We start from the raw sequence: 25109 nt of genomic DNA, 5'->3' as shown, positions 1-25109 counted from the left end.
CTTGTGTTGTGATGCGCCCGTTGTGCCCGGTGCAGGCGCAAAAGAAAAGAGCGGGCCGAAGCCCGCTCTTCCCTAATCAGTCTAATCTCAGGAGAGATTAGAAAGACATTGCCAGGCCGAGCGAGAACGTGTCGTCGTCCGAGCCGTCAGCGTATTCGCTGTAGCCGTAGCCGGCCTGTGCAACGAGACCGCCGCCCAGGTCGTAGTTGGCTGCGAGGCCGTAGCCTTCACGCTCGCCTTCGTCTTCGAAGTCGTACTTGCCGTAGTTCAGGCCGATCGAGAACGCGTTCATCGAGTAGCCGAAGCCGAGGCCCCAGTGATCGCCGGAGTCGACGGGGAAGCCGTCTTCGCCTTCGATGTCGCTGTAGGTCGCGCCGACTTCAAAGCCGCCTGCGAAGCCTGCGGTGACGCCCATGCCCCACACTTCGACCCACTCGTCGAGCTTGAGGTAGCCAAGGCCAGCGCTCAGGTCGACGCCCGAGAAATCAGCCGAGTAGCCAACGCCTGCCGACCACAGGGTCTCGCCGGAGTCGAGTGCGCCTGCGTCTTCCGGCTTGGAGCCGTCTGCGATCTGCTCAGCCGACACCGAGAAGGTGAACGCATCGTAAGCGTAGTCGAAACGAGCGATCTGACCGTCGGAGCCGTTCACGCCCCCGTCGAACTCTGCGCCGTCGTTGAAGCCGGCGTGGATGGTTTCGTCGTCAGCCAGCGAGCCTGCGCCGCCGAGGTTCATCTCGGGGATGACGCGGTCGTAGGACGAGTCGGTGTCGCCCATGGTCAGGGTCGCGCCGCCGTAGGACACGAACAGAGCTTCACCGCCCTGGGTCCACGGGTCGGAGAATGCGTTGTCGGCTTCGTCGAGGTCGATGTTCGCACCGAAGACCAGGCCGTTGTCGGCTTCGCCGGACATGGTGAAGGTCAGGTCGATGTCGGTGAAGAACTGGACTTCGTCGTTAGCTTGGTCGAAACGCTCACCCGGGTTGTAGATACCCATCTCGGCGTAGCCCGAGAGCGTAACTTCTGCCGCGGCGACGCCTGCGGTTGCAACCAGCGCGGTGGAAGCAAACAGAATCTTTTTCATTGTTTCCCTCATGTGTTCTAAGGCACGTACCAATCCGGGTAGCCCGGCCTTGATGGAAGCTTCTATGCGCTTTGGCTGGCCGATCTGGCAACCCGCAGGAACGGACGCCCCGGCATCAAGCAATTCAGTGATGCGCAATTGCCACAAAAATATCGCGGCCCTTTCAAGGCGCTGCCGGGCGCTACGGGGGCTTGGGCAAGGCACGGATTGTCCGCTTGTGATACGCGGTGCCGGCGAGTATGCAGGGGCAACCAACCGGACGGTCAGGAGCTTTGGTTTCATGGAATATAAGCGGTTTGCGAAGGGGCTTGCGCTGACACTGGCGATGCTCGGGGTGACGGCCTGCAGCCAGCAGACATCCACGCAGACGGTGCAGACCCGCTCGGCCGACGAGATCATGGAAGCGGATGTCTACGATGGCCGCGGCGCGCCGGATTCGACGATTTGGGACATTTTCAAGTCCAAGCCCGATGCGGGCCGAGTCGGCGCGGTGAACAAATACATCTGGACCGCCTCGCTTGAGGTGCTGGATTTCCTGCCGGTCGAATCCGTCGATCCCTTCACCGGAGTGATCACCACCGGCTACGGCACCCCGCCGGGCGGCGGCACCGCCTACCGGGCGACGATCCTCGTTTCGGACCCGGCTTTGGATGCGCGCTCGCTGAACGTGGCGCTGACAACCCGCTCCGGCCCGGCCAGCGCTTCGACGGTGCATGCGGTCGAGGATGCGATCCTTACCCGGGCGCGGCAGATCCGGGCGGTCGACAGCCGCATCTGAGGCGTCAGAGGCGAAACACTAGTCAGAATTGCGAAAGGCCCGGGGATTGCCCCGGGCCTTGTTGATTCCTGTTGAGCCCGGCAGGAGGGGCGGAAGAGCCGGTCAGTCCTGCGGCGGACGCGGGGGCATGTCGCCGAGTTGGGTCACCCAATCGACGTGCCGGGGCAGGCAACGGCTGCGCAGGTCGTAGTGCTCGCGCACGTGGGCCCGCGCGGCGTCCCCGAGTCGGCGGCGCGTTTCGGGATCGTCGAGCAGCGCGCAAAGCCGATCCACCAGCGCGGCGCGATCGAAGAAATCCACCATCCAGCCGGTCTTATCCTCTGACAGCGCCTCGCGCACCGGGGCGGTGTTACTGGCGAGGATGGCGCAGCCCGCGCTCATCGCCTCGAGCAGCGACCAGCTGAGAACGAAAGGGTAGGTCAGATAGACGTGCACCCGGCTCACCTGCATCATCGCGAGGAACCGCTCGTAGGGCACCCGGCCAAGGAAATGCACCCGCGCCCAGTCGGCATCGGGGATCTGGCCGCGCACCTCGTCGATGAAGATCTGCTTCCAGCTTTTGCCGTCCGGCGGTTTCGCGCCGTAGCTTACCTCGTCACCGCCGATGAGCGTGATCTGGGCGTTCGGGCGGCGGCGCAGAATCTCGGGCAGGGCGCGCATGAACACGTGATAGCCGCGGTAGGGCTCTAGGTTGCGGTTGATGAAGGTGATCACCTCGTCGTCGCGGGTGAGCACCCTGCCGTCGTCCAGTTCGAGCCGCGCCGCGGGATCGGGGGCCACAAGGTCGGTGTCGATGCCATCGTGCGCGACGGTCAGGCGGTCCTGCCAGCGGGCGGGGAAGGTGCCCGCCTGAAACCGCGTCGGGCTGATGCCAGCGTCCATCACCTCTTCGTGCAGGCGGTTGTTGAGGTTCTTCATCCGGATTCGCTGCGCCTCGTGGAGCGAGGCGGGCTTGCTGAACTCGGGGTCGAAATCGATGAAGTCGGGCGAGGTCAGGTGATATAGCTCGCAATAGAGCCCCAGCCGTGCGTTGGGCCAGACATCCTTGAGAAACAGGCTCTCGCCCCAGCCATGGTGGGCCAGAATCACATCCGGCTCATAGCCCGTCTGCCGCAGTTGCAGCGCCGCGTTGCAGCAGCTGACGCCGCGCAGCACTTTGGTTTCGAAGTCCGTCAGGTAGGGATGGATGCCGCGCGTGCTGCCGCCGCGGATCTCATAGGGGATCACCTTCACGCCGTTCCAGACGGTGGGCTTCTTGACCTTCGGCGTCAGCGCCGTGACCTCATGGCCAAGACGCACCAGTTCCGGGGCAAGGTGCTTGTATTGGCCGGGGAAATTCTGGTGGATGCAAAGTATTTTCATGATTTACGCGACATGCCCTCTAATGGCGGGAGTGTTTCACGCCGCCTTGCGCAAACCAATGCGAAACGCCCGGAAATTGCCAGATTGATCCAGATTGGCGCAGATTGGCCATGGCAGGTTGCGGAAATGTCGCCGTGAGCGCCCGCGCGCCGGGAGAGGGCACTGGACGCCCGGCGGGGCCTGCCCTATCACCCGGCAAGACCCATCCGCACCGACCCCATCCGCTCTGAGGGACAAGAGATTATGTCGCGCTACGACCCCGCCACGATCGAGCCGAAATGGCAGGCCGCCTGGGAAGAGGCCCTGACCTTCAAGGCCACCCGCTCGGCAGACACGCCGAAATACTACGTGCTCGAGATGTTCCCCTATCCTTCGGGCCGCATCCACATCGGCCACGTGCGGAACTACACGATGGGCGACGTGATCGCCCGCTACAAAAAGCAGAACGGCTTCAACGTGCTGCACCCGATGGGCTTTGACGCCTTCGGCATGCCCGCCGAGAACGCCGCCATGGCCTCGGGCGGCCACCCCAAGGATTGGACCTATTCCAACATCGACACGATGGTCGAGCAGATGAAGCCGCTGGGCTTTGGTCTCGACTGGTCGCGCATGTTCGCCACCTGCGATCCGGAATACTACGGCCAGCAGCAGGCGCTGTTCCTCGACATGCTGGAAAAGGGCCTCGTCTACCGCAAGAACGCCGTGGTGAACTGGGACCCGGTCGACATGACCGTGCTTGCCAACGAGCAGGTCGAGAACGGCCGCGGCTGGCGCTCGGGCGCGCTGGTGGAGCGCAAGGAACTCACCCAGTGGTTCTTCAAGATCTCCGACTTCTCGGGCGAGCTTCTGGATGCGCTCGACACGCTCGATGACTGGCCCGCCAAGGTGAAGCTGATGCAGGCGAACTGGATCGGCCGCTCGCGCGGGTTGCAGTTCTCCTTCGACACGCTGGCTGCCCCCGAGGGCTTCGAGCAGATCGAGTGCTACACCACCCGCCCCGACACGCTGCACGGCGCGTCCTTCGTCGGCATCTCGCCCGACCACCCGCTCGCGAAAGAGCTGGAGCAGGGCAACCCCGAGCTTGCCGCTTTTGTGGCCGAGTGCCGCCGCATGGGCACCTCGGAAGAAGATCTGGAGAAGGCCGAGAAGCGCGGCTTCGACACCGGTCTCAAGGTGCGTCACCCGTTTGATGAAAGCTGGGAACTGCCGGTCTACATCGCCAACTTCATCCTGATGGATTACGGCACCGGCGCGATCTTCGGCTGTCCCGGCCACGACCAGCGCGACCACGACTTCTGCAGCAAGTACGGCCTGCCGATCGTGGAAACCTTCGTGCCGCTCGAAGGCGAAATCGACATTCAGGCAGAGCCCTTCGTGCCCGCCAAGACCGAGAAGGTGCGCTACACCCGTCTCGTCGCGGGCGACGAAGTGCAAACAGGTGAAGAGGGCGTCAACGCCGCTGTCGACTTCTGCGAGAAGAACGGCATCGGCGAAGGCGTGACCAAATACCGCCTGCGCGACTGGGGCCTGTCGCGCCAGCGCTACTGGGGCTGCCCGATTCCCGTGGTCCATTGCGAGGCCTGCGGCGTGGTGCCCGAGAAGAAGGAGAACCTTCCGATCGCGCTGCCCTACGACGAGGATGGCACGCCGATCGACTTCTCGGTGCCCGGCAACCCGCTCGACCGTCACCCCTCGTGGCGTGAGTGCACCTGCCCGTCCTGCGGCGCGCCGGCACGGCGCGAGACCGACACGATGGACACGTTCGTCGATTCGAGCTGGTACTTCGCTCGCTTCACCTCGCCGCGCGCCGACACGCCGATCGACATGGCCGAGGCTGAGTACTGGATGAACGTCGATCAGTATATCGGCGGCATCGAGCATGCGATCCTGCACCTGCTCTACTCGCGCTTCTTTGCCCGCGCGATGAACATCACCGGCCACCTGCCGGAAAAGAGCAAAGAGCCGTTCAACGCGCTCTTCACCCAAGGCATGGTGACCCACGCGATCTATAAACTCCGCATCGGGGTAAACCACCCGGGCATCGGGCTTGAAGAGCTCAAAACTCAGAATCCCACACGCGACAAATTCCTTTATCCCGAGGAAGTTGTGGAGTTCACTGATCCGAATGGGGCGAAGAAAGCAGTTCTGAAAACGTCCGCCGAAGCAGCAGGTATCTCTGCAAACGATACCGGCGCGCTTCTTGAGTTGTGGCTTGCAGAGAGCGAAGCACAAGATGAAGCGCGGGATTTCGGTCGCGAAATCGAGATCATCCCCTCGGCCAAGATGTCCAAGTCCAAGAACAACGTGGTCGACCCGGTCGCGATCATCGGCCAGTACGGCGCCGATACCGCGCGCTGGTTCGTGCTGTCGGACAGCCCGCCCGAGCGTGACGTGGAATGGACCGCTTCGGGGGCCGAGGCCGCGTCCAAACACCTCGCACGGGTCTACCGCATCGCCGCAGAGATCGCCGAGTCGGACGCGCCCGAGAGTGCAGAGGACAAGGCGCTGCTGCGCGAGATGCACAAGGCGATCCACGACGTGACCATGGGCGTCGAAAGCTTCGGCTTCAACGCGGCCATCGCCAAGCTCTACGCCTTCACCGGCGTGCTGGGAAAATCCAAGGCAGGATCCGCGGCCAAGAAAGAAGCGGCGAAGGTCCTCGCGCAGCTGATGTCGCCGATGACCCCGCACCTGTCCGAGGAAATCTGGCAACTGCTCGGCAGCGAAGGCCTCATTGCCAACGCGCCGTGGCCCAAGGCCGACGAGGCGATGCTGGTCGAAGACAGCGTGACCATGCCGATTCAGGTCAACGGCAAGCGCCGCGGCGAACTCACCGTTCCCAAGGACATGGCCAAGGAAGAGATTGAAAAACTCGCCTTGGCGCATGAAGCTGTGGTGCGGACCCTCGAAGGGGCCGCGCCGAAGAAGCTCATCGTAGTGCCGGGCCGGATCATCAATGTGGTCGCCTAATCGTCGAACCTTTCTCGCAGCCTGCGGCGCCCTGGCGCTCGCAGGCTGCGGCTTTACCCCGGTCTATGGGCCGCAGGGCGGCGGGCAGGCGCTGCTTGGACAGATCGCGCTGAGCGATCCCGAAAGCCCCAACGCCTATCTCTTCAACCGCCGTATCGAAGAGCGTCTGGGCCGCGCGCCAAGCGGGGCGCCGTACCGGCTCGAGACGGTGATCCAGACCGAAAGCACCGGGCAGGGCGGGCTTGCCGATGGCAACACCACCCGCATCCGCGTGGTCGGCACCGCCAGTTTCCAGCTGCGCGACACGGCAACCGCCGAAACGCTGACCGAAGGCAGCACCTCGTCCTTCACCGGCTATTCCACCACCGGCTCGACCGCCGCCACCGAGGCGTCGGAGCGCGATGCCAACGCGCGGCTGATGGTCATGCTCGCCGACCGGGTGATCGACCGCTTGATGCTGACCGCCGCCGACCTGCCGCAATGACGCCGAAGGACTGAAGCTCACCGCATGAAACACGCTGCATGAAACTTACCGGGCGCGACGCACAGGCCTTCTTTCGCAAACCGGATCCGGCGCGGTCCGGCGTGTTGCTCTACGGCGAGGACGCCATGCGCGTCGCCCACCGCCGTCAGGAGGTCATCGCCGCGCTCGTCGGTCCAGAAGCCGAGGCCGAGATGCGACTCACCCGTATGTCCGGCGCCGATCTGCGCAAGGACCCCGCAATGCTGCTCGACGCGGTGAAGGCGCAAGGCTTCTTTCCGGGCCCGCGCGTTGTCTTCGTCGAAGAGGCCACCGACGGTCTTGCCAAGACCATGGGCGCGGCGCTGACCGACTGGCGCCCCGGCGATGCGCAGATCATTGTCACCGCCGGCCAGCTCAACGCAAAGTCGGCGCTGCGCAAGCTCTTCGAAGCCGCCCCCGAGGCGCTGGCCATCGGCATCTACTCCGACCCGCCGGGGCGCGACGAGATCGAGGCGGCGCTGCAAAAGGCTGGTCTGACGCAAGTTGACCGCGCCGCCTTCGACGCGCTCGACCATCTCGCCCGCGCGCTCGAGCCCGGCGATTTCCGGCAGGTGCTGGAGAAGCTCGCGCTCTACAAGCTCGACGATCCCGCGCCGCTCACCCCCGAGGAGGTCGCCGCCTGCGCCCCCGCCTCGATCGAGGCAGAGCTTGATGACATCCTCAACGTGGTGGCCGAGGGCCGCTCGCCCGAGATTGGCCCGCTGATGCAGCGGCTGGAAGGGCAGGGGGTCGCGCCTGTCACCCTGCTGATCATGGCGATGCGGCATTTCCGCGTGCTTTATGCGCTGGCCTCGGCGCAGGGCGGTCCGCAAGCCGGGGTGCAGCGCCTGCGCCCGCCGCTCTTCGGCCCGCGCCGCGACCGTATGCTGCGGCAGGCGTCGGGCTGGAATGCCGACCGGCTGGAAGACGCGCTGTCGATGCTAATGGAGACCGACCTGTCGATCCGCTCCGCCGGCGCCCGCGCGCCTGCCATGGCGCTGGTCGAACGTAATTTCGTGCGCCTCGCCTGGCTCGCCTCGCGGCGCTAGCCGTTCTGGTCGCGCTCGGCCAGCTTCTCGATCTGCCCCATCCGCCAGAGCTTGATCTCGCGCGCCAGACGCAGCGTGGGTTTCACCATGAACAGCACAGAGCCGACGGTGAAGAGCCAAATGGCGGCGGTTTCATACTGCTTCCAGAAAAACAGCACCGAGCCGATGGTGAAACAAAGCGCGGCGCCGAAATCCACCGCCGTATGGGCGATCTCGAAAAGGGCGTAGACGCGCCGCGTGTCGGCGTTGCGCTGCCGGTTGGCGTGATTGAAGAGTTTCATGCGGCAGAAGATGGCGCGACAGGCGCAAAAGGAAAAGGCCCGGCGCTTTCGCACCGGGCCTCGAGATCTTCATACGCATGCGCCTCAGCGCTTAGCGCGACAGGCCACCATGCAGCGTCGGCACGTCGAGCGAGGCAAAGCCGTAATGGCGCAGCCAGCGCAGGTCCGAATCGAAGAAGGCGCGCAGGTCGGGAATGCCGTATTTCAGCATGGCGATGCGGTCGATGCCCATGCCGAAGGCAAAGCCCTGCCACTCGTTGGGGTCAATGCCGCCGGCCTGCAGCACCTTGGGGTGCACCATGCCCGAACCGAGCACTTCCAGCCAGTCGTCACCCTCGCCGACGGTGACCGATCCGTCCTTCCACTGGCACTGGATGTCCACCTCGGCCGAGGGCTCGGTGAACGGGAAGTGCGAGGCGCGGAAACGGGTCTTCACCGAACGACCGAAGTAGGCCGAGAAGAACTCTTCCAGCACCCACTTGAGGTTCGCCATGGAGATGTCCTTGTCGATGGCGAGGCCTTCGACCTGATGAAACATCGGCGTGTGGGTCTGGTCGTAATCGGCGCGGTAGACGCGGCCCGGGCAGATGATCCGCGTCGGTGCGCCGCCCGCTTCCATCGAGCGGATCTGCACCGGCGAAGTGTGCGTGCGCAGCACATGCGGGTCACGCTCGTCGCCCTCGGCGCGGTGCATGTAGAAGGTGTCCATCTCGGCGCGGGCCGGGTGGTGGCCGGGAATGTTCAGCGCGTCGAAGTTGTACCAGTCGGTCTCGATCTGCGGGCCTTCTGCGACGGCAAAGCCCATGTCGGCAAAGATCGCGGTGCATTCTTCCCAGACCTGGCTGACCGGGTGGATGCTGCCGCGGCGACCGCCGCGCGCAGGCAGCGTCACATCCAGCCATTCGGCCTGCAGGCGCTCGTTCAGCGCCGCATCCGCCAGCGCGGCCTTCTTGGCACCAAGGGCGGCGTTGATCTCGTCCTTCAGCGCATTGAGCTTCGGTCCCATGACCTGACGCTCTTCGGGGCTCATCTTACCCAGCTCACGCATCTTCAGGCTGATCTCGCCCTTCTTGCCGACGGCCTGCACCCGCAGATCCTCAAGCGCGGGTTCATCCGCCGCCTTGCCAATCAGATCGATATACTTGTCGCGCAGGTCGTCCATTCCGGGCCTCTTCCGAGCATCTCTTCGGGATCGTGCAGTACCGGCTGCAGGTCCGGCGCGCAAGGGCAGGGACCCTGCCTGCTTCGTCTAGATGAAAATATCCCGGGGGAGCCGCCTTCGGCGGCGGGGGCAGAGCCCCCATAGGCCCGGTTCCGTTGAAGACGACCAAAGAAAAACGCCGCCCCCCGAAGGAGCGGCGTTTCGAAATTCAGCCGTTGGCGCCGGTTCAGGCGGCCAGCGCGCCTTTCGCCTGATCGACGATGGCGTTGAAGGCTTCCGGCTCGTGCACGGCGAGGTCCGCCAGCACTTTACGGTCGACTTCGATGCCAGCCAGGTTCAGGCCGTTGATGAACTTCGAGTAGGTCAGAGCCTCGTCATGCGCGCGCACTGCAGCGTTGATACGCTGGATCCACAGCGCGCGGAAATTGCGCTTGCGGTTCTTGCGGTCGCGGGTCGCGTATTGGTTCGCCTTGTCGACGGCCTGTGCTGCAACCTTGAAGGTGTTCTTGCGACGGCCGTAGTAGCCTTTTGCCGCCTTGATGACCTTCTTGTGACGGGCGTGGGTGACGGTACCACCTTTGACTCGTGCCATTGATCAGATCTCCTCTATCAGCGGTCGTAGGGCATATAGCCCTTGACGATTTTCGCGTCGGGAGCCGACAGCGTGGTGGTGCCGCGTGCATCGCGGATGAACTTGGTGGTGCGCTTGATCATGCCGTGGCGCTTGCCGGCCTGACCTGCCATGACCTTGCCGGAGCCGGTCACCTTGAAGCGCTTCTTGGCGCTCGACTTTGTCTTCATCTTGGGCATTTTCGTCTCCTTAACGAAGTGCGTTCAGCGCGACTCGGCATGCCGCTGGAGCCGGCCGCGCGGTTAGAGGCGCCCCTATAGGCGGCAAGGGACGTCGATGCAAGCGTGAATCGCAGATGGGTTCAGTGGAGGGAGCGTTGAAACCTGTCAGGCGGCCGCTTGCCCTGCGCCGCCGCTCTTGCCATCCTTCGCGTCGACGGGCAAGCGGCCCTGTGGCGTTCCCATGCCTTCACCGGTTTCGGACTGGAAGTCGGAGATCCTGTCGTTGATCGCCGCGACGCGCGACTGAAAGGCACGGACATGATCGGCGGCGCGGTTCACCGCCGCGGCGTTGTCTTGGGTGATGGCATCAAGCTGCTGCTGCACGGCACCAACCTGCGCAACGGTCTCGCTCTGCTCGCCGGTGGCCTGCTCGATCCGCGCGAATCCGGCAACCATTGCCTCCATCACGGCCACCAACTCATCAAGGCTACTGTCCATCCGGTCCGAGCGCTGCGAAATGGTCTGTACGCGGGTCACGATGTCGGTGATCGCCTCGGCCACCTCGCCAGCGGCGTCGGTGGTCTGCTCGGCGAGCGCGCGAACCTCGGTGGCGACCACGCCAAACCCGCGCCCGTACTCACCGGCGCGCGCCGCCTCGACCGAGGCATTGAGGGCAAGCAGCTTGGTCTGCAGCGCAATTTTATCGATTACGTTGATGAAGTTGCGGATATTGCCGGTGCTTTCATCCACTTCGGCAATGGCGCTGCGGGTGCGGCGGACCTCGTCCTGCGCGGCGCGCGTGCGTTGTTCGGCCTGTTCGGCAGAGCGCGCAGACGAGCGCGCGTTCTGCGCGGTATCGGCGACGGTGTCGGTCAGCTCTGTCAGCGAGGCGGTGTTCTCTTCCAGCGAGGCGGCCTGATTCATCGTCCGCTCCGACAGGCTGTCGAAAGTCTGGCGCAGTTCCGCCGCCATCGTCGCGAGCGCGCCTGTGTCGCCACCGATGCCGCTGAACAGCCTTTCAAGCAGCGCCTCCCGCTCCTGCGCGGCGCGCGCCTCCTGCGCGGCGAAAAAATGGTCGAGCGTGACCGCTGCGTCGCCCATGGTGGCAAGCTGCACCAAGGCCGTGGCGCTTGGCAAAGCCATGGGCAACGTTGCGGCGCGCTCGAGAACCAGTCCGAGAATGCCCGCCTGATAATGCGCATAGCCGATCATATAGGCCGGATAGTCGAGCCCCGCCTCGATGAGGTTGCGGGCGATACCGGCCTGCACCTTCTCATAAGCCTCAGAAAAATCACCGCGCAGGATGAAGCCGAACTTCTGTCGCTCAACCTCCACCGTGTCGGCGGGCACGTCAGCGGGCGCGATACCGAGCGCCGTGGCATAGACCTGACGGATCATCGGCTCGAAGCCGGGCAGAATCGCGCCATGCAGTGCTGCGCCCTGATGTCTCTGCTCGTCCGTCCAGCTTTGGGAAATCGCGGGATGCATGGGCCCTCCAGATCGCTTCTCGGCACTTTAGGTGTCGAAGGCTAATCCGGAGTTAAGCCGCGCCCGCCGCAGCCCCCGGAGGGCGCGGCGGGCGCATCATGTGAGGCGTGCGGGCCTACGCCGACCTCACTCGGGGTCGGTGGAGTAGATCAGCCGCTCATCGCAGGGCGCAACGCGCAGAATGTTGGTGGTGCCCGACATGTTGAAGGGCACGCCGGCGGTCACGATGATATTGTCCTCGGTGCCGGCATAGCCCTGCGCCCGCGCCGCCCGCGCCGCGTTCACCACCGCCTGCTTGAAGCGCTCAAGCTCGCCGGTCATCACGCAGTTGGTGCCCCATGTCAGCGACAGCCGTCGGGCGGTGCCGCGCAGCGAGGTCATCGCGATGATCGGCACCCGCGGGCGCTCGCGTGCCACCAGCGCGGCGGTGGTGCCCGACGAGGTGAAGCAGCAGATCGCTTTCACGTTTGCGGTCTCGGCGATCTCGCGCGCTGCGGCGACGATGCCGTCGGCAACAGTATTGCGCTGAATGCTGCGCGAGTTTTCCATGACCTCGGTGAAGGTCGGGTCCTTCTCGACGCTGATCGCCACGTTGTTCATCGTGGTCACCGCTTCCACCGGGTACTGCCCGGCGGCGGATTCGGCCGAGAGCATCACCGCGTCGGCGCCCTCGTAGATCGCCGTCGCCACGTCCGAAACCTCGGCACGGGTCGGCATCGGGCTTTCGATCATCGATTCGAGCATCTGGGTGGCCACGATCACCGGCTTGCCGGCGGCGCGGCACTTGCGGATCAGCCGCTTCTGGATCGGCGGCACAGCCTGCACAGGCAGTTCGACGCCCAGATCGCCGCGCGCCACCATGATGCCGTCAGAGACCGCGAGGATCTCGTCAAAGGCCTTGGTCGCGGCGGGCTTCTCGATTTTCGACAGGATCGCGGCGCGGCCGTCACACAGCTTGCGCGCCTCTTCCACGTCCTCGGCGCGCTGCACGAAGCTCAGCGCCAGCCAGTCGACGCCAAGCGCCGCGGCAAACTCCAGATCGCCCCGGTCCTTTTCCGACAGCGCCGCCAGCGGCAGCACAACGTCGGGCACGTTCACCCCCTTGCGGTTGGAGATCGTGCCGCCCGCTTCCACCACGCAATTGGCGAAATCCGGGCCGCATTCCTCGACCCGCATGCGGATCTTGCCGTCGTTGACCAGCAGGTGCGCGCCGACGCCAAGCGCCTGAAAGATCTCGGGATGGGGCAGGCAGACGCGCTTTTCGGTGCCCGGCGCCTCATCGAGATCGAACCGGAAGGTGGCGCCCCATTCGATCTCTTCCGAGCCGTTGGCAAACTCGCCGACGCGCAGCTTCGGCCCCTGCAGGTCTGCAAGGATGGCGATCGGACTGTCGAGATCCTTCTCCACCTGCCGGATCGCGCGGTGCAGCTTGGTGATGTCCTCGTGGCTGCCGTGGCTCATGTTCAGGCGAAACACATCCGCCCCCGCCTCATGCAGCGTACGGATCATCTCGTAGGTGTTGCTCGCCGGGCCAAGCGTGGCCACGATCTTCACTTTGCGCAAACGTCTCATCTGGAACTCCTCGACCTCCTGCCGCGGCCGCATCGGACCGCCTTGCTGTGGAGCAGCGTATTCTTACTCAGCGTAGTGGTTCAAAGTTAAACTATCCACCACCCGCCACGTTTCGGTTATCGCTAACAGCTGTGCCTTTTATTGTCGAATTCCCTTCGTGGCGCAACTGATCTAGACATGGCACGCCATAGATGACGGCAAAGTGCAAAGCGATCATGACTCATACCTCCTATCACATCGAAGGTGCCGAGCGGAAAGGCAGGTTCGTGGTGACCTGCGATCATGCGACAAATACAGTGCCAGATGAGCTTGGGGGAACCCTCGGCTTGTCCGAGGCCGACATGGCCCGCCACATTGCCTATGATATAGGCGCGCTTGGCACCGCGCGCGCCCTCGCCGCCGCGCTCGACAGCCCTTTGGTCTGGTCGGATTTTTCGCGTCTGGTGATCGATCCCAACCGCGGCGAAGACGATCCCACACTGCTGATGCGCCTCTACGACGGCTCTGTCATCCCCGGTAATCGCCACGCCGGCGAGAAAGAGCGCGCCCGCCGCATCGCCGCCTATTGGCGGCCCTATCACGATGCTGTGGAGCGGCTGCTGCAGAGCCGCCCCGAGGCGGCGCTGGTGTCGGTGCATTCTTTCACGCCGCAATTGCGCGGGCGCCTGCCGCGGCCGTGGCATGTGGGGATTCTGCACGCGTGGGATGCACGGCTTTCCGACGCGCTGCTTGAATTGCTCGCGCAGCAGCCCGATCTGGTGGTGGGACGCAACCAGCCCTATCCGGGGCATCTGCCGGGGGATTCGGTGCACCAGCACGCGTTGAACCACGGTCGCCACAACGCGCTGATCGAACTGCGCAACGATCTGATCGAAGGGGCAGAGGATCAGGCCGACTGGGCCGCCCGGCTGGCCCCGCTGCTGAAGACCGCGCTGTCCCGCGCGCCCGGCTGACACGAACTGACACGAGAGGAGATCAAAATGGACGACCAGACCCGCATCGAGCTCGAGGCCGCTGCCTTCCGCCGACTGCGCCAGCACCTGATGGAAGACCGCCCCGACGTTCAGAACATCGACCTGATGAACCTCGCCGGTTTCTGTCGCAACTGCCTGTCGCGCTGGTACGGGGAAGCCGCCAACGCACGCGGCATCGACATGAGCAAGGCCGAGGCCCGCGAGGTCTTCTACGGCATGCCCTACGACGAGTGGCGCGCCCAGCAGGAAGCCGCGACACCAGAGCAGAAAGCCGCCTTCGAGAAGGCCTTCGCAGAGAACGTCACCAACAAGTCCTGACCTCTGCGCTTCGTCTAGACGAAAATATCCCACGGGGGTCCGGGGGTGTGAAACCCCCGGTCCCTCCCTGTCTTGTCCTGTCCTGCGCTGTCCGGTTCAGCGCGCCGCCGCAGCGTGCCTTAACAAACCGTTGCAAACCAGCCCGCAAACAGCACGCAAGGGGCCGATCAGTCGGTCTCCAGCGCCTCGAAACCGTTGATCGAGCGGGGGTCATCACGCTTGGTGATCGGGGTGGGCACGAATGCGCGTTTGACCGAAGCCCGCGCCGCAGGTGATCTGACCAAAGCAGCGCAAGGAGCGGACATGACCGACATAACCCTCTACGGACACCCCGACAGCGGTCACGCCTGCAAGGTGGCGCTGGCGCTCGCCTTGGCCGGGATCGACCATGAGGCCGTCTTCGTAGATATCTGGGCTGCGCCGGAGACCCGCCCTGCCGCCTTCCTCGCGGCCAGCCCCTTGGCGCAGGTGCCCGCGCTGGTGCTGGATGGCGTTGCGCTGACGCAATCGGGCGCGATCCTGCTGGAGATCGCCACGCGATGGCGGGTTCTGGGCGGTGAGAGCGTGGAGGGCCTGCGCCGCGGCGCGGAACTGCTGATGTGGGAGGCGAACCGCATCGGCATGTGCCTGCCGCAGTTGATCGAAGCGCGGCGTCCCCGCGGGGACAGCTTTCCCGACGGCGCGGTGGCGTGGCTCACCGGGCGCTACGAGACCGACCGAGAGACCTTCGATCGGCTCCTCGGCGCGGACGCGTTCTTCCATGGCGCGGCCCCGGGGATCAGTGATTGCGCGGTCTGGGGCTACGTGCAGTGGCTTCACAAGGCCGGGGTTGCGCCGTCGCAGGCGATGGCCGCGTGGCGCACGCGGATGCAGGCGTTGCCCGGCATGGCCTCCGCCGAGGCCTTCTTTCCCCGCATTTAGTCCGACAGTAGCGGCAGGATCAGCGAGAACAGTTCTCCCTGCGAGGAGATGCCGCATTTGCGGTAGAGTTGCTTGCGGAACACCTTCACCGTCTGCGGGCTGATCTCCAGCCGCAGTGCGATCGACACGGTGCTGTGTCCCCGCAGGATCAGCAGCGCCACCTCTGCCTGTCGTGGGCTGAGGGGGATGTCGTGCCGGGCGTGCAACGCGGTGATCAAACGCTCGGTCACCGCCGCGTCGGTGTAGTCACCCGACGAAGAGAGGTTCGACCATTGCTTGTTGCACAATCCGCAAGCAATCGGGGCGATTTTTTGTGCATAATCGAGGTCGCGGGCGGAAAAGCTGCGCCCCGAAGAGGCGTCGCGCCCGAGACAGACATGCACCGAGACCCCTTCGGCTGGGTAGGCCACATAGGCGATCTCGTCGATCAAGGTGGTGCGCTGGTAGTAGGCGGCGAAATACTCGTTCCGCAAGAAGGCGTCGGGGGCGATGTCGCGCAGCCGGTAGAGCCCGGCGGGGACTTTCCGCACATGCAGATCATGAAAGGGGTCTAGAAGGTAAGCCCCTGAAAGATAATCTTCTTCCAGACGCTCATGCACCCGCTTTTCGCGCGACTGGGTGAACAGAACCTGCGGCCTTCGCGCCTGAAAATAGGCCAGCATCGTGGTGTTATCGATCTCGAAGCTGCGCGACAGCCACTGGTAAAATGCCGCCGCGAAATCCTCGTCGCCAAGCGCCGCGATGGTGCGACCCAGATGGTCCTCGGCTGAGTTGGGCAGGTGCAGCATCATACCTCCTTGGGGGTATATACCCCCTGATGTGCCGGTTTATAGCGTGATCCTCCAGAAACCGGGGGTATAGGCAAGGAGATTCGATGCCTGTGGACGCAACTTCACCAACTGCAGAACCAGCGGCACACGCGGTCGAGATCGACAATGTGGTGAAGCACTACGGCACGTTCACCGCGCTGCATGGCGTGTCGATGCAGATCGGCGATGGCGAGTTTTTTACCCTGCTCGGTCCCTCGGGCTGCGGTAAGACCACGCTGCTGCGCTGCATCGCCGGGTTCGAGGACGTCTCGGAGGGCGCCATCCGTCTGCGGGGTGAAGACATCGCGCCGCTGCCGCCGCACAAGCGCGAGGTGAACACGGTCTTTCAGCAATACGCGCTGTTTCCCCATATGACGGTCCTTCAGAACGTCATGTTCGGCCTACAGCGGCGCGGCTGGAGCGCATCGGACGCGGGCGCGCGGGCCAAGCAGGTGCTCGAACTGGTGCAGCTTGGACAGTTCGCCGACCGCCGCCCGGGGCAGTTGTCGGGCGGCCAGCAGCAGCGCGTGGCACTGGCCCGCGCGCTGGCGCCACGGCCCAAGGTGCTGCTGCTTGACGAGCCGCTGTCCGCGCTCGATCTCAAGCTGCGTCAGGCGGTGCGCACCGAGCTGAAGGCGATCCAGCGCGAGACCGGCATCGCCTTTGTCTTCGTCACCCACGATCAGGAAGAGGCGCTGACCATGTCCGACCGCATCGCGGTGATGTCGGCGGGCCATGTGCAGCAGATCGGCACCCCGCGTGAGATCTACGAGGCCCCAATGAACCGTTTCGTGGCGGATTTCATCGGCGAGACCAACCTGCTGGATGTGAGTGTGCAGCACGTCTTTGATGACCGGGCCGAGATTGTCCTGCCCGGAGGCGCCACGCTGACCTGCCCGGCGGCGTTGGGCGCTCGGGCGGGACAGGGGCATCTGTCACTGCGGCCCGAACGGCTGGGGCTTTGCGCTGCGGGGCAGGGGCAATTGCAGGGCAGAGTCGAGGATCATGTCTATCTGGGCACCGACACGCAGTTGCACACCCGCCTGTCGGATGGCGAAGCGCTGGTGCTACGGGTGCAGAACGGCGAGGGAGCCATCCCCGAGCGCGGCGCGCAGGTCGGTATCGAGATCGAGGCAGACGCAGCGCGTCTGCTGTCGGACTGATGGCGGGCGGCGCGCCGGCGGGCGCTTCCAATTCCGAGATCTACAAGGGCAACGGGCCGAAGCTTCTGCTGCCGGCGTGGGTGTTCATTGGCATCTTTCTGGTGATGCCGGTGGCGATCATGGCGGTCTATTCCTTTCTTACGAAGGAATTTCGCGGCGGCGTCATCTGGGAGTTCACTTGGGCCGCCTACGACCAGTTCTTCCTCAATCGCGGGCTGTTCGGGGACGAGCCGCCAAGTATCGAATGGACCTATATCGGCATCTTCTGGCGCTCGATCTGGCAGGCCGGTCTGGCCACGCTGCTGTGCCTGCTGATCGGCTTTCCCACGGCGTGGTTCATCGCCACCCGCGCGGCGCGGGAGCGGTCTGTCTGGCTGTTCCTGATCACCGTGCCCTATTGGGTGAACCTGCTCATCCGCACGGTGTCGATGAAGTTCCTGATCCGCGACACCGGGCCGCTGAACGAGTTCCTGCTGGCGCTTGGGGTGATCGACACGCCGCTGGCGCTGGTGAACACCAATTTCGCGGTGCAGCTGGGGCTTTTTTACAGCTACCTGCCGTTCATGGTGCTGCCGATCTACGCGGCTGTCGAGCGCTATGACTTCTCGCTGTCGGAGGCGGCGGCGGACCTTTACGCCAGCAGTTGGCAGACGCTGCGGCTGGTGATCCTGCCGGTGGTGAAGCCGGGGATCGTGGCGGGCTGCATCCTCGTCTTCGTGCCATCGCTGGGGGCGTTTCTGGCGCCCGACCTTCTGGGCGGTGCCAAGACCTTCATGATCGGCTCGCTGATCGAAGAGCAGTTCAAGGGCGCGGCTGGGAACTGGCCGTTCGGGGCGGCGGCCTCGATGATCCTGCTGACCATCGTCATGGGCGTGCTGCTGGTGCACGCGCGGGCGCAGACGAAGGGGGCGCGGTGATGGTGGCTCTGGTGCAACGCAAGCCGGGCGAGCGTCGGCCCGTGGGATGGCGCTGCGGCCTTGGGCAAGGGTGCTTTATGGAGGCCAAATTCTGCGTCGTCGGAGTATCGCGCGCGGATGACAAAGCGCCAGCCCGCCGGAACGGGCCGGGCGCGGCCCTCCGCCCGCAACTCGGGGGGGCGTTCTGATGGCCAAACCCGTCGACCTGCGCCGCTTCACCGGCTTTCGCGCGATCACATGGCTGTGCCTTTTCGTGCTCTATGCGCCGCTGGTGATCGTGGCGATCTACAGCTTCAACGACAGCACCTCGATCACCCGATGGGGCGGCTTCTCGCTGAAGTGGTACGTGGATGTCTTCACCGGCCCCGAGGCGCCGAAGTTCCGCGACGCGGCGATCAACAGCTTCACCATCGCCATCGGCGCCGCGATCTGCGCAACGCTGATCGCCACCGCCGCCGCCGTGGCGATGAACCGGGCCGGGCGCTTCAGGGGCAAGACCGCCAGCCTCGCGCTGATCAACCTGCCGCTCATGGTGCCGGAGATCGTCACCGCCGTGGCCTCGCTGGTGTTCTTCATCACCATCGGCTTCAAGACCGGGCTGCTGACCATCTTCATCGCGCATGTGGTGTTCTGCATCCCCTTTGCCTACCTGCCGATCTCGGCGCGGATGCAGAGCGTGCCGGACATGTACGAGCAGGCAGCGATGGACCTCTACGCCACCCCGTGGGAGGCGTTTCGGCTGGTGCTGCTGCCGCTGATGGTGCCGGGGATCCTGTCGGGGTTCCTGCTGGCGTTCATCATCTCGCTCGACGACTTTTTGATCACCAATTTCGTCAAGGGTGCCGGGGTCGAGACCCTGCCCACGGCGATCTTTGGATCGGTCAAACAGGGCATCAAGCCCAACATCATGGCCATATCGACCCTGCTTCTGGGGGTCTCGGTGGTCTTCGTCACGCTCTCCTGGATCATCGGGCGGGCGGGGCAATCCAAACGATAAAAAACAAGACACCTTCCAACAGACCAACAGCGGAGACTTTGACATGAAGACCTTCCTCACCACGTCCGCGCTGGCGCTTACGCTGGCGAGTGCCGCAAGCGCCGAGGGCAGCCTCTCGCTCTACCACTGGTTCGAGTACATCCCTCAGGAATTGCTCGACAAGTTTTCCGAGGAGTACGACGTCGAGGTGACCATGGACACCTTCGACAGCAATGAGGCGCTGCTGGCTTCTCTGAAGGCGGGCAAGATGGGCAGCTACGATCTGGCCGTGCCGGGCGATTACATGGTCAAGATCATGGGCGACGAGGGCATGCTCGACACCTTTGAGCCGGAGGAACTCAGCAACTTCGACAATATCGAGGACAAGTGGCTGAACGTGGAGTTTGACCCGGGCCGGCAGTCGTCGATCCCCTACCAATGGGGCTCGACCTCGTTTTCGGTGAACAAGGAGGTCTATGACGGCCCGCTCGACAGCCTGTCGCTGATCTTCGAGCCTCCGGCGGAGTTGAAGGGCAAGATCAACGTGCTCGACACCTCGGGCGAGACGCTGACGCTGGCGTCGCTGTATCTGGGCATCCCGCAGTGCACCTCGGACCGCGAGCAACTGAAGGAGCTGAATGCACTCGTGCAGGCGGGCAAGCCCGATTGGGCGAGCTTTGGCTCGGATGTGGCCAAGGACGTGCTGGTGTCGGGCGATGCTGCAGCCGGCATGATCTGGTCCGGTTTCTCGGCCAAGGCCCGCGCCGAGGGCGCGCCGATTGAATACGTCTTCCCCGATGAAGGCATGATCGTCTGGATGGACAACGTGGTGCTGCTCAAGGACGCGCCGAACCGCGAGAACGCGCTGAAGTTCATGGATTTCCTGCTCGAGCCCGAGAACGCCGCCGCCGTAACCAATTACGCGCAGTACACCGCGGGCGTGAAGGGTGTCGAAGAGTTCCTTGAACCGGAGGTTGCCAATTCGCCGGAGTCGAACCCGCCGGCGGACGTGAAGGGTGTCTTCGTCGAGGCCTGCGCCCAAGAGGTGCAGGAAATGTACGATGCAATCTGGACCAACCTGAAGAAGTGAAGATGAAACTAGCCCTTTATCAGGGGCCGCCGATCGGCGGCGACATCGAGGCGGGACTGTCCCGCCTCGGCACCCAATTGGCCGCCGCTGCTGCGGCTGGAGCGCGCATGCTCGTTGCGCCGGAACTGTTCCTGCCCGGCTACAACCAGCCTGATCTGCATGGCGCGCTGGCGCAGCCGCGCGATGGCGACTGGGCGCACCGGCTGTCGGCGCTTGCGCGCGAGAGCGGCTGCGGCCTGTGCGTCGGCTGGGCCGAACGCGAGGGCGAAGCGGTCTACAACGCTGCCACCTGCTGGGACGCCAGCGGCACCGAGCTGGGCCACTACCGGAAAATCCAGCTGTTCGGCCCGATGGAGAAGGCCAGCTTTGTGCCCGGCTCCGAGTACTCCCTGTTCGACCTGGACGGCCTGCGGGTGGCCATGCTGATCTGTTACGACGTCGAGTTCGCCCCGCATGTGAAGGCGCTGGCGGAACGCGGCGCCGAGTTGATCCTCGTGCCCACGGCGAACCCGGCGGGCTTTGAACATGTGTCGCGCGCCTTCGTGCCTGCCCGCGCGGCCGAGATGGGCGTGACGATTGCTTATGCCAATTTCTGCGATACCGAAGCCGGACTCTCCTACGGCGGAGAGTCCCTGATCGCCGGACCGGACGCGCGGCCCCTCGCCAGCGCGGGCACCGGCGAGACGCTGCTGATTGCCGAGGTCGGGGTGCCCATCGCGCCCGACCTGCGCTCTACCCAACTTCAGGACTTTAGGGAGGTCTAACCCATGTCGCTCGATCTCGACATTTCCACCGATGGCGTGCTCACCGCCGACACCAACCTCGTGCAAAGCTGGGCCGATCTCAACGCGCTCAAGCAATCGGGCGCGCGCACGGTCATCGTCAGCGCCGAGGGCGCGATGGTGCGCGACAGCGAGGGCAACGAGCTGATCGATGGCATCGGCGGGCTGTGGTGCGTCAACGCCGGGCATCGCCGGCCCGAGATCATCGACGCGATCACCGAGCAGCTCAACACGCTGGATTTCTACTCGACCTTCTACAACTTCACCCACCCCACCGCCGCGGCGCTGGCGGTGAAGCTGGCGGAGCTTGCGCCCGGCAATCTCAACAAGGTGCACTTCGGCAATTCCGGCTCGGTCGCCAATGAAACCGCGATCCGCATCCTGCACCACTATTACAACCGTCTTGGTCAGCCCAAGAAGAAGCGCATCCTGTCGCGCCACGGCGCTTACCACGGCTCGACCAACCTCGCCGTGGCGATGACCACGCCGAGCTATTCGGACGGCTGGGACAAATCGGACGAATGGGTCCACCACCTGCGCTGTCCGCACCACTGGCGCGAGGCGCCCGAGATGACCGAGGCGGAGTTCCTCGACGCGCTGAAACAGGACCTGCTGGACACCATCACGTATTACGGAGCCGAGACCATCGCCTGCATGGTCGCCGAGCCAATCATGGGCGCTGGCGGGGTCATCGTGCCGCCCGAGGGCTATCACGCCGAGATGGCCGCGATCTGCCGCGCGCATGACATCAAATATGTCACCGACGAGGTGGTCACCGCCTTTGGCCGCCTCGGACATTTCTTCGCCTCCAAGGACGTCTTCGGCGTCGAGCCCGATATCATCAACACGGCCAAGGGGCTGACCTCGGGCTACCAGCCGCTTTCCGCGACGATCATGTCGGATGAGATCCACGAGGTGATCTCGGGGCCCGGCGGGATGTTCTTCCACGGCATGACCTACTCCGGTCACCCCGCAGCGGCGGCGGCCGGTCTTGCCAATATCGCGCTGATGGAGCACGAGCAGATCCCGCAGCGCGTGCAGGTGACCGGCAAGCGTTTCGAAGCGCTGCTGCGAGAGCTTGAGACGTTCGATATCGTCGGCGAGGTGCGCGGCAGCCACTTCATGATGGGCATCGAGTTCGTGAAGAACAAAGACACCAAGGAACCCTTCGCGCCCGAAGAGATGATTGGCCTGCGCACCGCGCGCGAAGCTCAGAAGCGCGGGCTGATCGCGCGGCCGCTGGGCAACATCCTGATCCTCTCGCCGACGCTGATCATGGACGAGGCGATGATCGACCGGGTTGCCGACATCCTGCGCGAGAGCATTGCTGCATTGCAGAGCAGCCTGTGACAAATTGGCCCGTAGCGGGACACGCAGCGTCCCGCTCGGGCCTCACCTGTGGTAAAGGTGGGCCTGTACTATCCTGCTTGGAAGGAGCCCAGACATGGATAATTCGACCCCCCGCAAGACCAGCACGCGTGCCAAGTCGACCACGTCGCGGGGCAGCACGACCCGCCGCCGCAGCCCGGTGAAGGCCGCCGCTGCGAGCGACACGAAGACGACAACTTCCGTTACAAAAGAAACACCTGAGACGCCGAAGGTGGAAAGCGCCGCGGTGCCCGAGACGCCGACGGCAGAGCCAGCGGCAGCTGCCGCGCCGAAGGAGGCCCCGGCCAAACCCGCGCCGAAACCGCGCGCCGCGCCGCGCCGCAGTGCTGCGAAGCCGGCCGAATCGGCCAAGCCCGCCGAGGCGAAGACGGCGGCGCCTGCTGCAGCTGCGAAGCCGCCGGCCAAGAAGCCCGCGGTGGTGCACGCCTCGACGCCGAAACCCGTGGCAAAACCGGCCGCCGCGAAGACGGTCGCCGCAAAGGCGGCTCCGGCCGAGCGCGAGTTTCGCCTCAGCTGGAATCTCGAGCCCTACGCTGCCACCGACATCGTCGACACGATGCTCGACATCGGCGCCGAGATGCAGAGCTTCACCGCCGAGCGGGTGCGCGAGGATGTGGCAACCCAGCACGCCATGTTGCACTGCAAGACCCCGGCCGAACTGATGCACATCCAGAGCGCTTTCTTCCAGAAGGCCAGCGAGGATTATCGCGCGCATTGGGGCCGTCTGGCAGAGCTTGGGGGCAAGCTGCCGTTCTTTCCCGGCTAAGCCAAAGCTCTGCCTTGGCTGAGGCGACCTGTTAAAGCGCAGGCCGGGGCGATCTAGCCCTGGCCAACCCCGCCTTGTGCCCCCCCGCATTGTGCCCCTGTGGCTCGGCAGTCTGGCGCTCAACGAGCGTGATCAGCCGAAGACGTAACGCCCCGGCGCAGCCCCAAGCGGCGGCAGCGGGCAGGCTCCAGCGGCGCGTTCCCGGCCATTGCCGCGCTGCCGCAACCAAGACGTCCATTCCGGCCACCAGGACCCGTCTTGCTGCGGATGTGACGCGACCCAGTCTTCACGGTCGGCGGCGTGAAGCGCGACCTCTCCGATGCGGTAATGGCGGTTCTTGTGCCCGGGCTCGGACACGATGCCCGCATTGTGCCCGCCGCTGGTCAACGCGAAGGTCACCGGCCCGTTGAAGAAGCGGCTGACCTTCCACACCGAGGGCCATGGCGCGATGTGGTCCTTCTCGGTCCCTATGGCGAACACCGGCAGGTGGACGTCCTCCAGCGCCACCGGGTCGCCACCGATTTCGAATTGCCCAAGCGCCAGCCGGTTCTCGAGGAACAGCTGCCGCAGGTATTCCGAATGCATCTTCGCGGGCATCCGCGTCGTGTCGGCGTTCCATGCGATGAGGTCGATCATCGGGCTGCGTTCGCCCAGCAAGTAGTCGTGGATGGTGCGCGACCAGATCAGATCGACCGACCGCAGCATCTGAAACGCCCCGGCCATCTGGTCCGAACGCAGATAGCCCTGCTGCGCCATCGTATCCTCGAGAAAGGCCACTTGGCTGTCGTCGATGAACAGGGTGATCTCTCCGGCCTCGGTGAAATCCACCTGCGCTGCGAGCAAGGTCAGCGAGGCAAGCCGATCCTGCCGTCCATCGCGGGCCAACGCCGCCGCGGCAATCGACAAAAGCGTTCCGCCAAGGCAATAGCCCGCCGCATGCACCCGCTCTCCGGGGACAGCCCGGCCGATGGCGTCGAGCGCCTCATAAATGCCGAGCCGCACGTAATCCTCCAATCCCATCTCCGCCTCCGGCTCGCCGGGGTTGAGCCAAGAGATCATGTAGACCTCAAAGCCCTGATCGGTCAGGTGGCGTACCATGGAATTGTGCTCCGACAGATCAAGAATGTAGTATTTCATGATCCACGCGGGCACGATGAGCAGCGGCTCGGCCTGCAGTTTCTCGGTGGCCGGCGTGTAGCGGATAAGCTCCATCAGCGCGGTGCGGTGTACCACCTCGCCCGGGGTCGCCGCCAGCGTTTCGCCCACCTTGAAATCGCCGGTGTCGGGCTTGCCGCCCTGCGCCAGCTGCGACAGGTCCTCGAGGTAATTGTGCAGCCCGCGCATCAGGTTGGCGCCCTGTTCTTCCTGCGTGCGTTTCAGAACGACGGGGTTGGTCGCTGCAAAGTTCGACGGTGCCACCGCATCTAGCAACTGCCGCGCGGCGAAATTGACCAACTGCGCGTGGCGCGGGTTCATCCCTTGCACGCCGCTGGTGGCGCAGTCCCACCACGCCTCGGTCAGCTGAAAGCAGCGGGCACCGAGATCGAAAGGCCAGTGCTGCCATGCGGGATCGGCAAACCGCCGGTCCTGGCTCAACGCGGCATGGGCAAACGGTGCGGTCCCGAGCGCGCAGCCCACCGCGTTCTGCAGCGCTCGCGCAGCGCCAGAAATTGCCTCTTCCTGCAGCGCCGCCTGTTTTGCCGGAGAGCCGGAGAGATGCGCAGCCCAATCGAACCACGCTGTGGCCAGCCCCATGGGTGACAGCCCGCCGGTCAGATTGGCCAGCGCCGCGTGAAAGGCGCGGTCGATGCCGCCATGCGCGTCTTGCGCTGGCGCATCTGCCGGGCATTCAGCGGGAGCGGGGCTGGGTCTGGCGGGGGAGGGGGGAACGATATGCTGCATGGTTTCTCCGATGACATGCGTGGACCTGCCGCGCCTTGATCCGGCGCAAATCGCCGTGGCGTCGT

24 protein-coding genes and 2 pseudogenes are annotated in these 25109 nt (G+C 64.7%); 15 read left to right on the top strand and 11 right to left on the bottom strand.

Annotation, left to right across the window (positions count from 1 at the left end; genetic code table 11):
• Positions 1-97: 97 nt before the first annotated feature.
• A complete protein-coding gene (locus ACXAJT_RS05675; RefSeq protein ID WP_475233712.1) occupies positions 98-1081 on the bottom strand; it encodes a porin in 984 nt (327 codons plus the stop codon).
• A 280-nt stretch (positions 1082-1361) separates the two neighbouring features.
• Here ACXAJT_RS05675 and ACXAJT_RS05670 point away from each other — a divergent pair, with 280 nt between their 5' ends.
• Positions 1362-1859, top strand: a complete 498-nt coding sequence (locus tag ACXAJT_RS05670; RefSeq protein ID WP_475233710.1) for a DUF3576 domain-containing protein — start codon at positions 1362-1364, stop codon at positions 1857-1859.
• A gap of 102 nt (positions 1860-1961) precedes the next feature.
• On the opposite strand, the gene ACXAJT_RS05665 is transcribed toward ACXAJT_RS05670, so the two are convergent.
• Positions 1962-3221 carry a glycosyltransferase family 4 protein gene (locus ACXAJT_RS05665; RefSeq protein ID WP_475233708.1) on the bottom strand — a complete coding sequence of 420 codons (1260 nt, stop codon included), beginning with the start codon at positions 3219-3221 and terminating at the stop codon, positions 1962-1964.
• 243 nt (positions 3222-3464) lie between these two features.
• On the opposite strand from ACXAJT_RS05665, the pseudogene leuS reads away from it, so the two are divergent.
• The 4 genes and pseudogenes from leuS to holA all read left to right on the top strand — a co-directional run.
• Positions 3465-5234: pseudogene (gene leuS / locus ACXAJT_RS05660) on the top strand (leucine--tRNA ligase); the annotation flags it as partial.
• 246 nt (positions 5235-5480) lie between these two features.
• Positions 5481-6191 (top strand): annotated as a pseudogene (locus ACXAJT_RS05655) (class I tRNA ligase family protein); the annotation flags it as partial.
• On the top strand, positions 6178-6675 hold the full coding sequence (gene lptE, locus ACXAJT_RS05650) for an LPS assembly lipoprotein LptE (RefSeq protein ID WP_475233707.1): 498 nt from the start codon (positions 6178-6180) through the stop codon (positions 6673-6675). The pseudogene ACXAJT_RS05655 and the gene lptE, both read left to right, overlap by 14 nt.
• Positions 6676-6713: 38 nt before the next feature.
• Complete coding sequence (gene holA / locus ACXAJT_RS05645; RefSeq protein ID WP_475233705.1) at positions 6714-7742, top strand: DNA polymerase III subunit delta; 1029 nt, start codon at positions 6714-6716, stop codon at positions 7740-7742.
• On the opposite strand, the gene ACXAJT_RS05640 is transcribed toward holA, so the two are convergent.
• From ACXAJT_RS05640 to pyk, 6 genes are all read right to left on the bottom strand, one after another.
• Positions 7739-8023 carry a YrhK family protein gene (locus tag ACXAJT_RS05640; RefSeq protein ID WP_475233703.1) on the bottom strand — a complete coding sequence of 95 codons (285 nt, stop codon included), beginning with the start codon at positions 8021-8023 and terminating at the stop codon, positions 7739-7741. The two genes, holA and ACXAJT_RS05640, sit on opposite strands and share 4 nt — an antisense overlap.
• 91 nt (positions 8024-8114) lie before the next feature.
• Positions 8115-9185 carry a phenylalanine--tRNA ligase subunit alpha gene (gene pheS / locus ACXAJT_RS05635; RefSeq protein ID WP_475233701.1) on the bottom strand — a complete coding sequence of 357 codons (1071 nt, stop codon included), beginning with the start codon at positions 9183-9185 and terminating at the stop codon, positions 8115-8117.
• Between the two features lie 226 nt (positions 9186-9411).
• Positions 9412-9777 carry a 50S ribosomal protein L20 gene (gene rplT / locus ACXAJT_RS05630; RefSeq protein ID WP_475233699.1) on the bottom strand — a complete coding sequence of 122 codons (366 nt, stop codon included), beginning with the start codon at positions 9775-9777 and terminating at the stop codon, positions 9412-9414.
• 17 nt (positions 9778-9794) lie between these two features.
• A complete protein-coding gene (gene rpmI / locus ACXAJT_RS05625; RefSeq protein WP_475233698.1) occupies positions 9795-9995 on the bottom strand; it encodes a 50S ribosomal protein L35 in 201 nt (66 codons plus the stop codon).
• A 147-nt stretch (positions 9996-10142) separates the two neighbouring features.
• A complete protein-coding gene (locus ACXAJT_RS05620) occupies positions 10143-11465 on the bottom strand; it encodes a methyl-accepting chemotaxis protein (protein WP_475233696.1) in 1323 nt (440 codons plus the stop codon).
• A 126-nt stretch (positions 11466-11591) separates the two neighbouring features.
• Complete coding sequence (gene pyk, locus ACXAJT_RS05615) at positions 11592-13037, bottom strand: pyruvate kinase (protein WP_475233693.1); 1446 nt, start codon at positions 13035-13037, stop codon at positions 11592-11594.
• A 215-nt stretch (positions 13038-13252) separates the two neighbouring features.
• Between pyk and ACXAJT_RS05610 the strand changes: the two genes are divergently transcribed.
• Together ACXAJT_RS05610 and ACXAJT_RS05605 are read left to right on the top strand one after the other, a co-directional pair.
• Complete coding sequence (locus ACXAJT_RS05610; protein ID WP_475233691.1) at positions 13253-13990, top strand: N-formylglutamate amidohydrolase; 738 nt, start codon at positions 13253-13255, stop codon at positions 13988-13990.
• A 27-nt stretch (positions 13991-14017) separates the two neighbouring features.
• A complete protein-coding gene (locus ACXAJT_RS05605) occupies positions 14018-14329 on the top strand; it encodes a DUF1244 domain-containing protein (RefSeq protein WP_475233689.1) in 312 nt (103 codons plus the stop codon).
• Positions 14330-14496: 167 nt separating this feature from the next.
• Here the strand turns inward: ACXAJT_RS05605 and ACXAJT_RS05600 are convergent, their stop codons facing one another.
• The gene (locus ACXAJT_RS05600; protein WP_475233687.1) at positions 14497-14634 is read right to left on the bottom strand and encodes a hypothetical protein; all 138 of its coding nucleotides are present in this window, start codon (positions 14632-14634) and stop codon (positions 14497-14499) included.
• Here ACXAJT_RS05600 and ACXAJT_RS05595 point away from each other — a divergent pair.
• Positions 14633-15250 (top strand): glutathione S-transferase family protein, encoded by a 618-nt coding sequence (locus ACXAJT_RS05595; protein ID WP_475233685.1) that lies wholly within the window; start codon positions 14633-14635, stop codon positions 15248-15250. The genes ACXAJT_RS05600 and ACXAJT_RS05595 overlap by 2 nt on opposite strands.
• Here the strand turns inward: ACXAJT_RS05595 and ACXAJT_RS05590 are convergent.
• Positions 15247-16038, bottom strand: coding sequence for a helix-turn-helix transcriptional regulator (locus ACXAJT_RS05590; RefSeq protein WP_475233684.1), 792 nt, complete (start codon positions 16036-16038; stop codon positions 15247-15249). The two genes, ACXAJT_RS05595 and ACXAJT_RS05590, sit on opposite strands and share 4 nt — an antisense overlap.
• A gap of 86 nt (positions 16039-16124) precedes the next feature.
• On the opposite strand from ACXAJT_RS05590, the gene ACXAJT_RS05585 reads away from it, so the two are divergent.
• From ACXAJT_RS05585 to ACXAJT_RS05555, 7 genes are all read left to right on the top strand, one after another.
• Complete coding sequence (locus ACXAJT_RS05585; protein WP_475233682.1) at positions 16125-17222, top strand: ABC transporter ATP-binding protein; 1098 nt, start codon at positions 16125-16127, stop codon at positions 17220-17222.
• On the top strand, positions 17222-18139 hold the full coding sequence (locus tag ACXAJT_RS05580; RefSeq protein WP_475233680.1) for an ABC transporter permease: 918 nt from the start codon (positions 17222-17224) through the stop codon (positions 18137-18139). The genes ACXAJT_RS05585 and ACXAJT_RS05580 overlap by 1 nt, the downstream gene beginning before the upstream one ends.
• 187 nt (positions 18140-18326) lie before the next feature.
• Positions 18327-19136 (top strand): ABC transporter permease, encoded by an 810-nt coding sequence (locus ACXAJT_RS05575; RefSeq protein ID WP_475233678.1) that lies wholly within the window; start codon positions 18327-18329, stop codon positions 19134-19136.
• A gap of 43 nt (positions 19137-19179) precedes the next feature.
• Positions 19180-20205, top strand: a complete 1026-nt coding sequence (locus ACXAJT_RS05570) for an extracellular solute-binding protein (RefSeq protein ID WP_475233676.1) — start codon at positions 19180-19182, stop codon at positions 20203-20205.
• A gap of 2 nt (positions 20206-20207) precedes the next feature.
• Positions 20208-20969 carry a carbon-nitrogen hydrolase family protein gene (locus tag ACXAJT_RS05565; RefSeq protein WP_475233675.1) on the top strand — a complete coding sequence of 254 codons (762 nt, stop codon included), beginning with the start codon at positions 20208-20210 and terminating at the stop codon, positions 20967-20969.
• A 3-nt stretch (positions 20970-20972) separates the two neighbouring features.
• Entirely contained in the window at positions 20973-22337 is a 1365-nt protein-coding gene (locus tag ACXAJT_RS05560) for an aminotransferase class III-fold pyridoxal phosphate-dependent enzyme (protein WP_475233673.1), read from the top strand.
• Positions 22338-22431: 94 nt separating this feature from the next.
• The gene (locus tag ACXAJT_RS05555; protein WP_475233671.1) at positions 22432-23142 is read left to right on the top strand and encodes a phasin family protein; all 711 of its coding nucleotides are present in this window, start codon (positions 22432-22434) and stop codon (positions 23140-23142) included.
• Positions 23143-23274: 132 nt separating this feature from the next.
• Here the strand turns inward: ACXAJT_RS05555 and ACXAJT_RS05550 are convergent, their stop codons facing one another.
• Positions 23275-25044, bottom strand: a complete 1770-nt coding sequence (locus tag ACXAJT_RS05550) for a PHA/PHB synthase family protein (RefSeq protein WP_475233670.1) — start codon at positions 25042-25044, stop codon at positions 23275-23277.
• Positions 25045-25109: the final 65 nt, after the last annotated feature.

It is taken from the genome of Salipiger sp. ABF4_146 (genome assembly GCF_056161345.1).
This window is presented reverse-complemented; position numbering and strand designations above follow the sequence as displayed.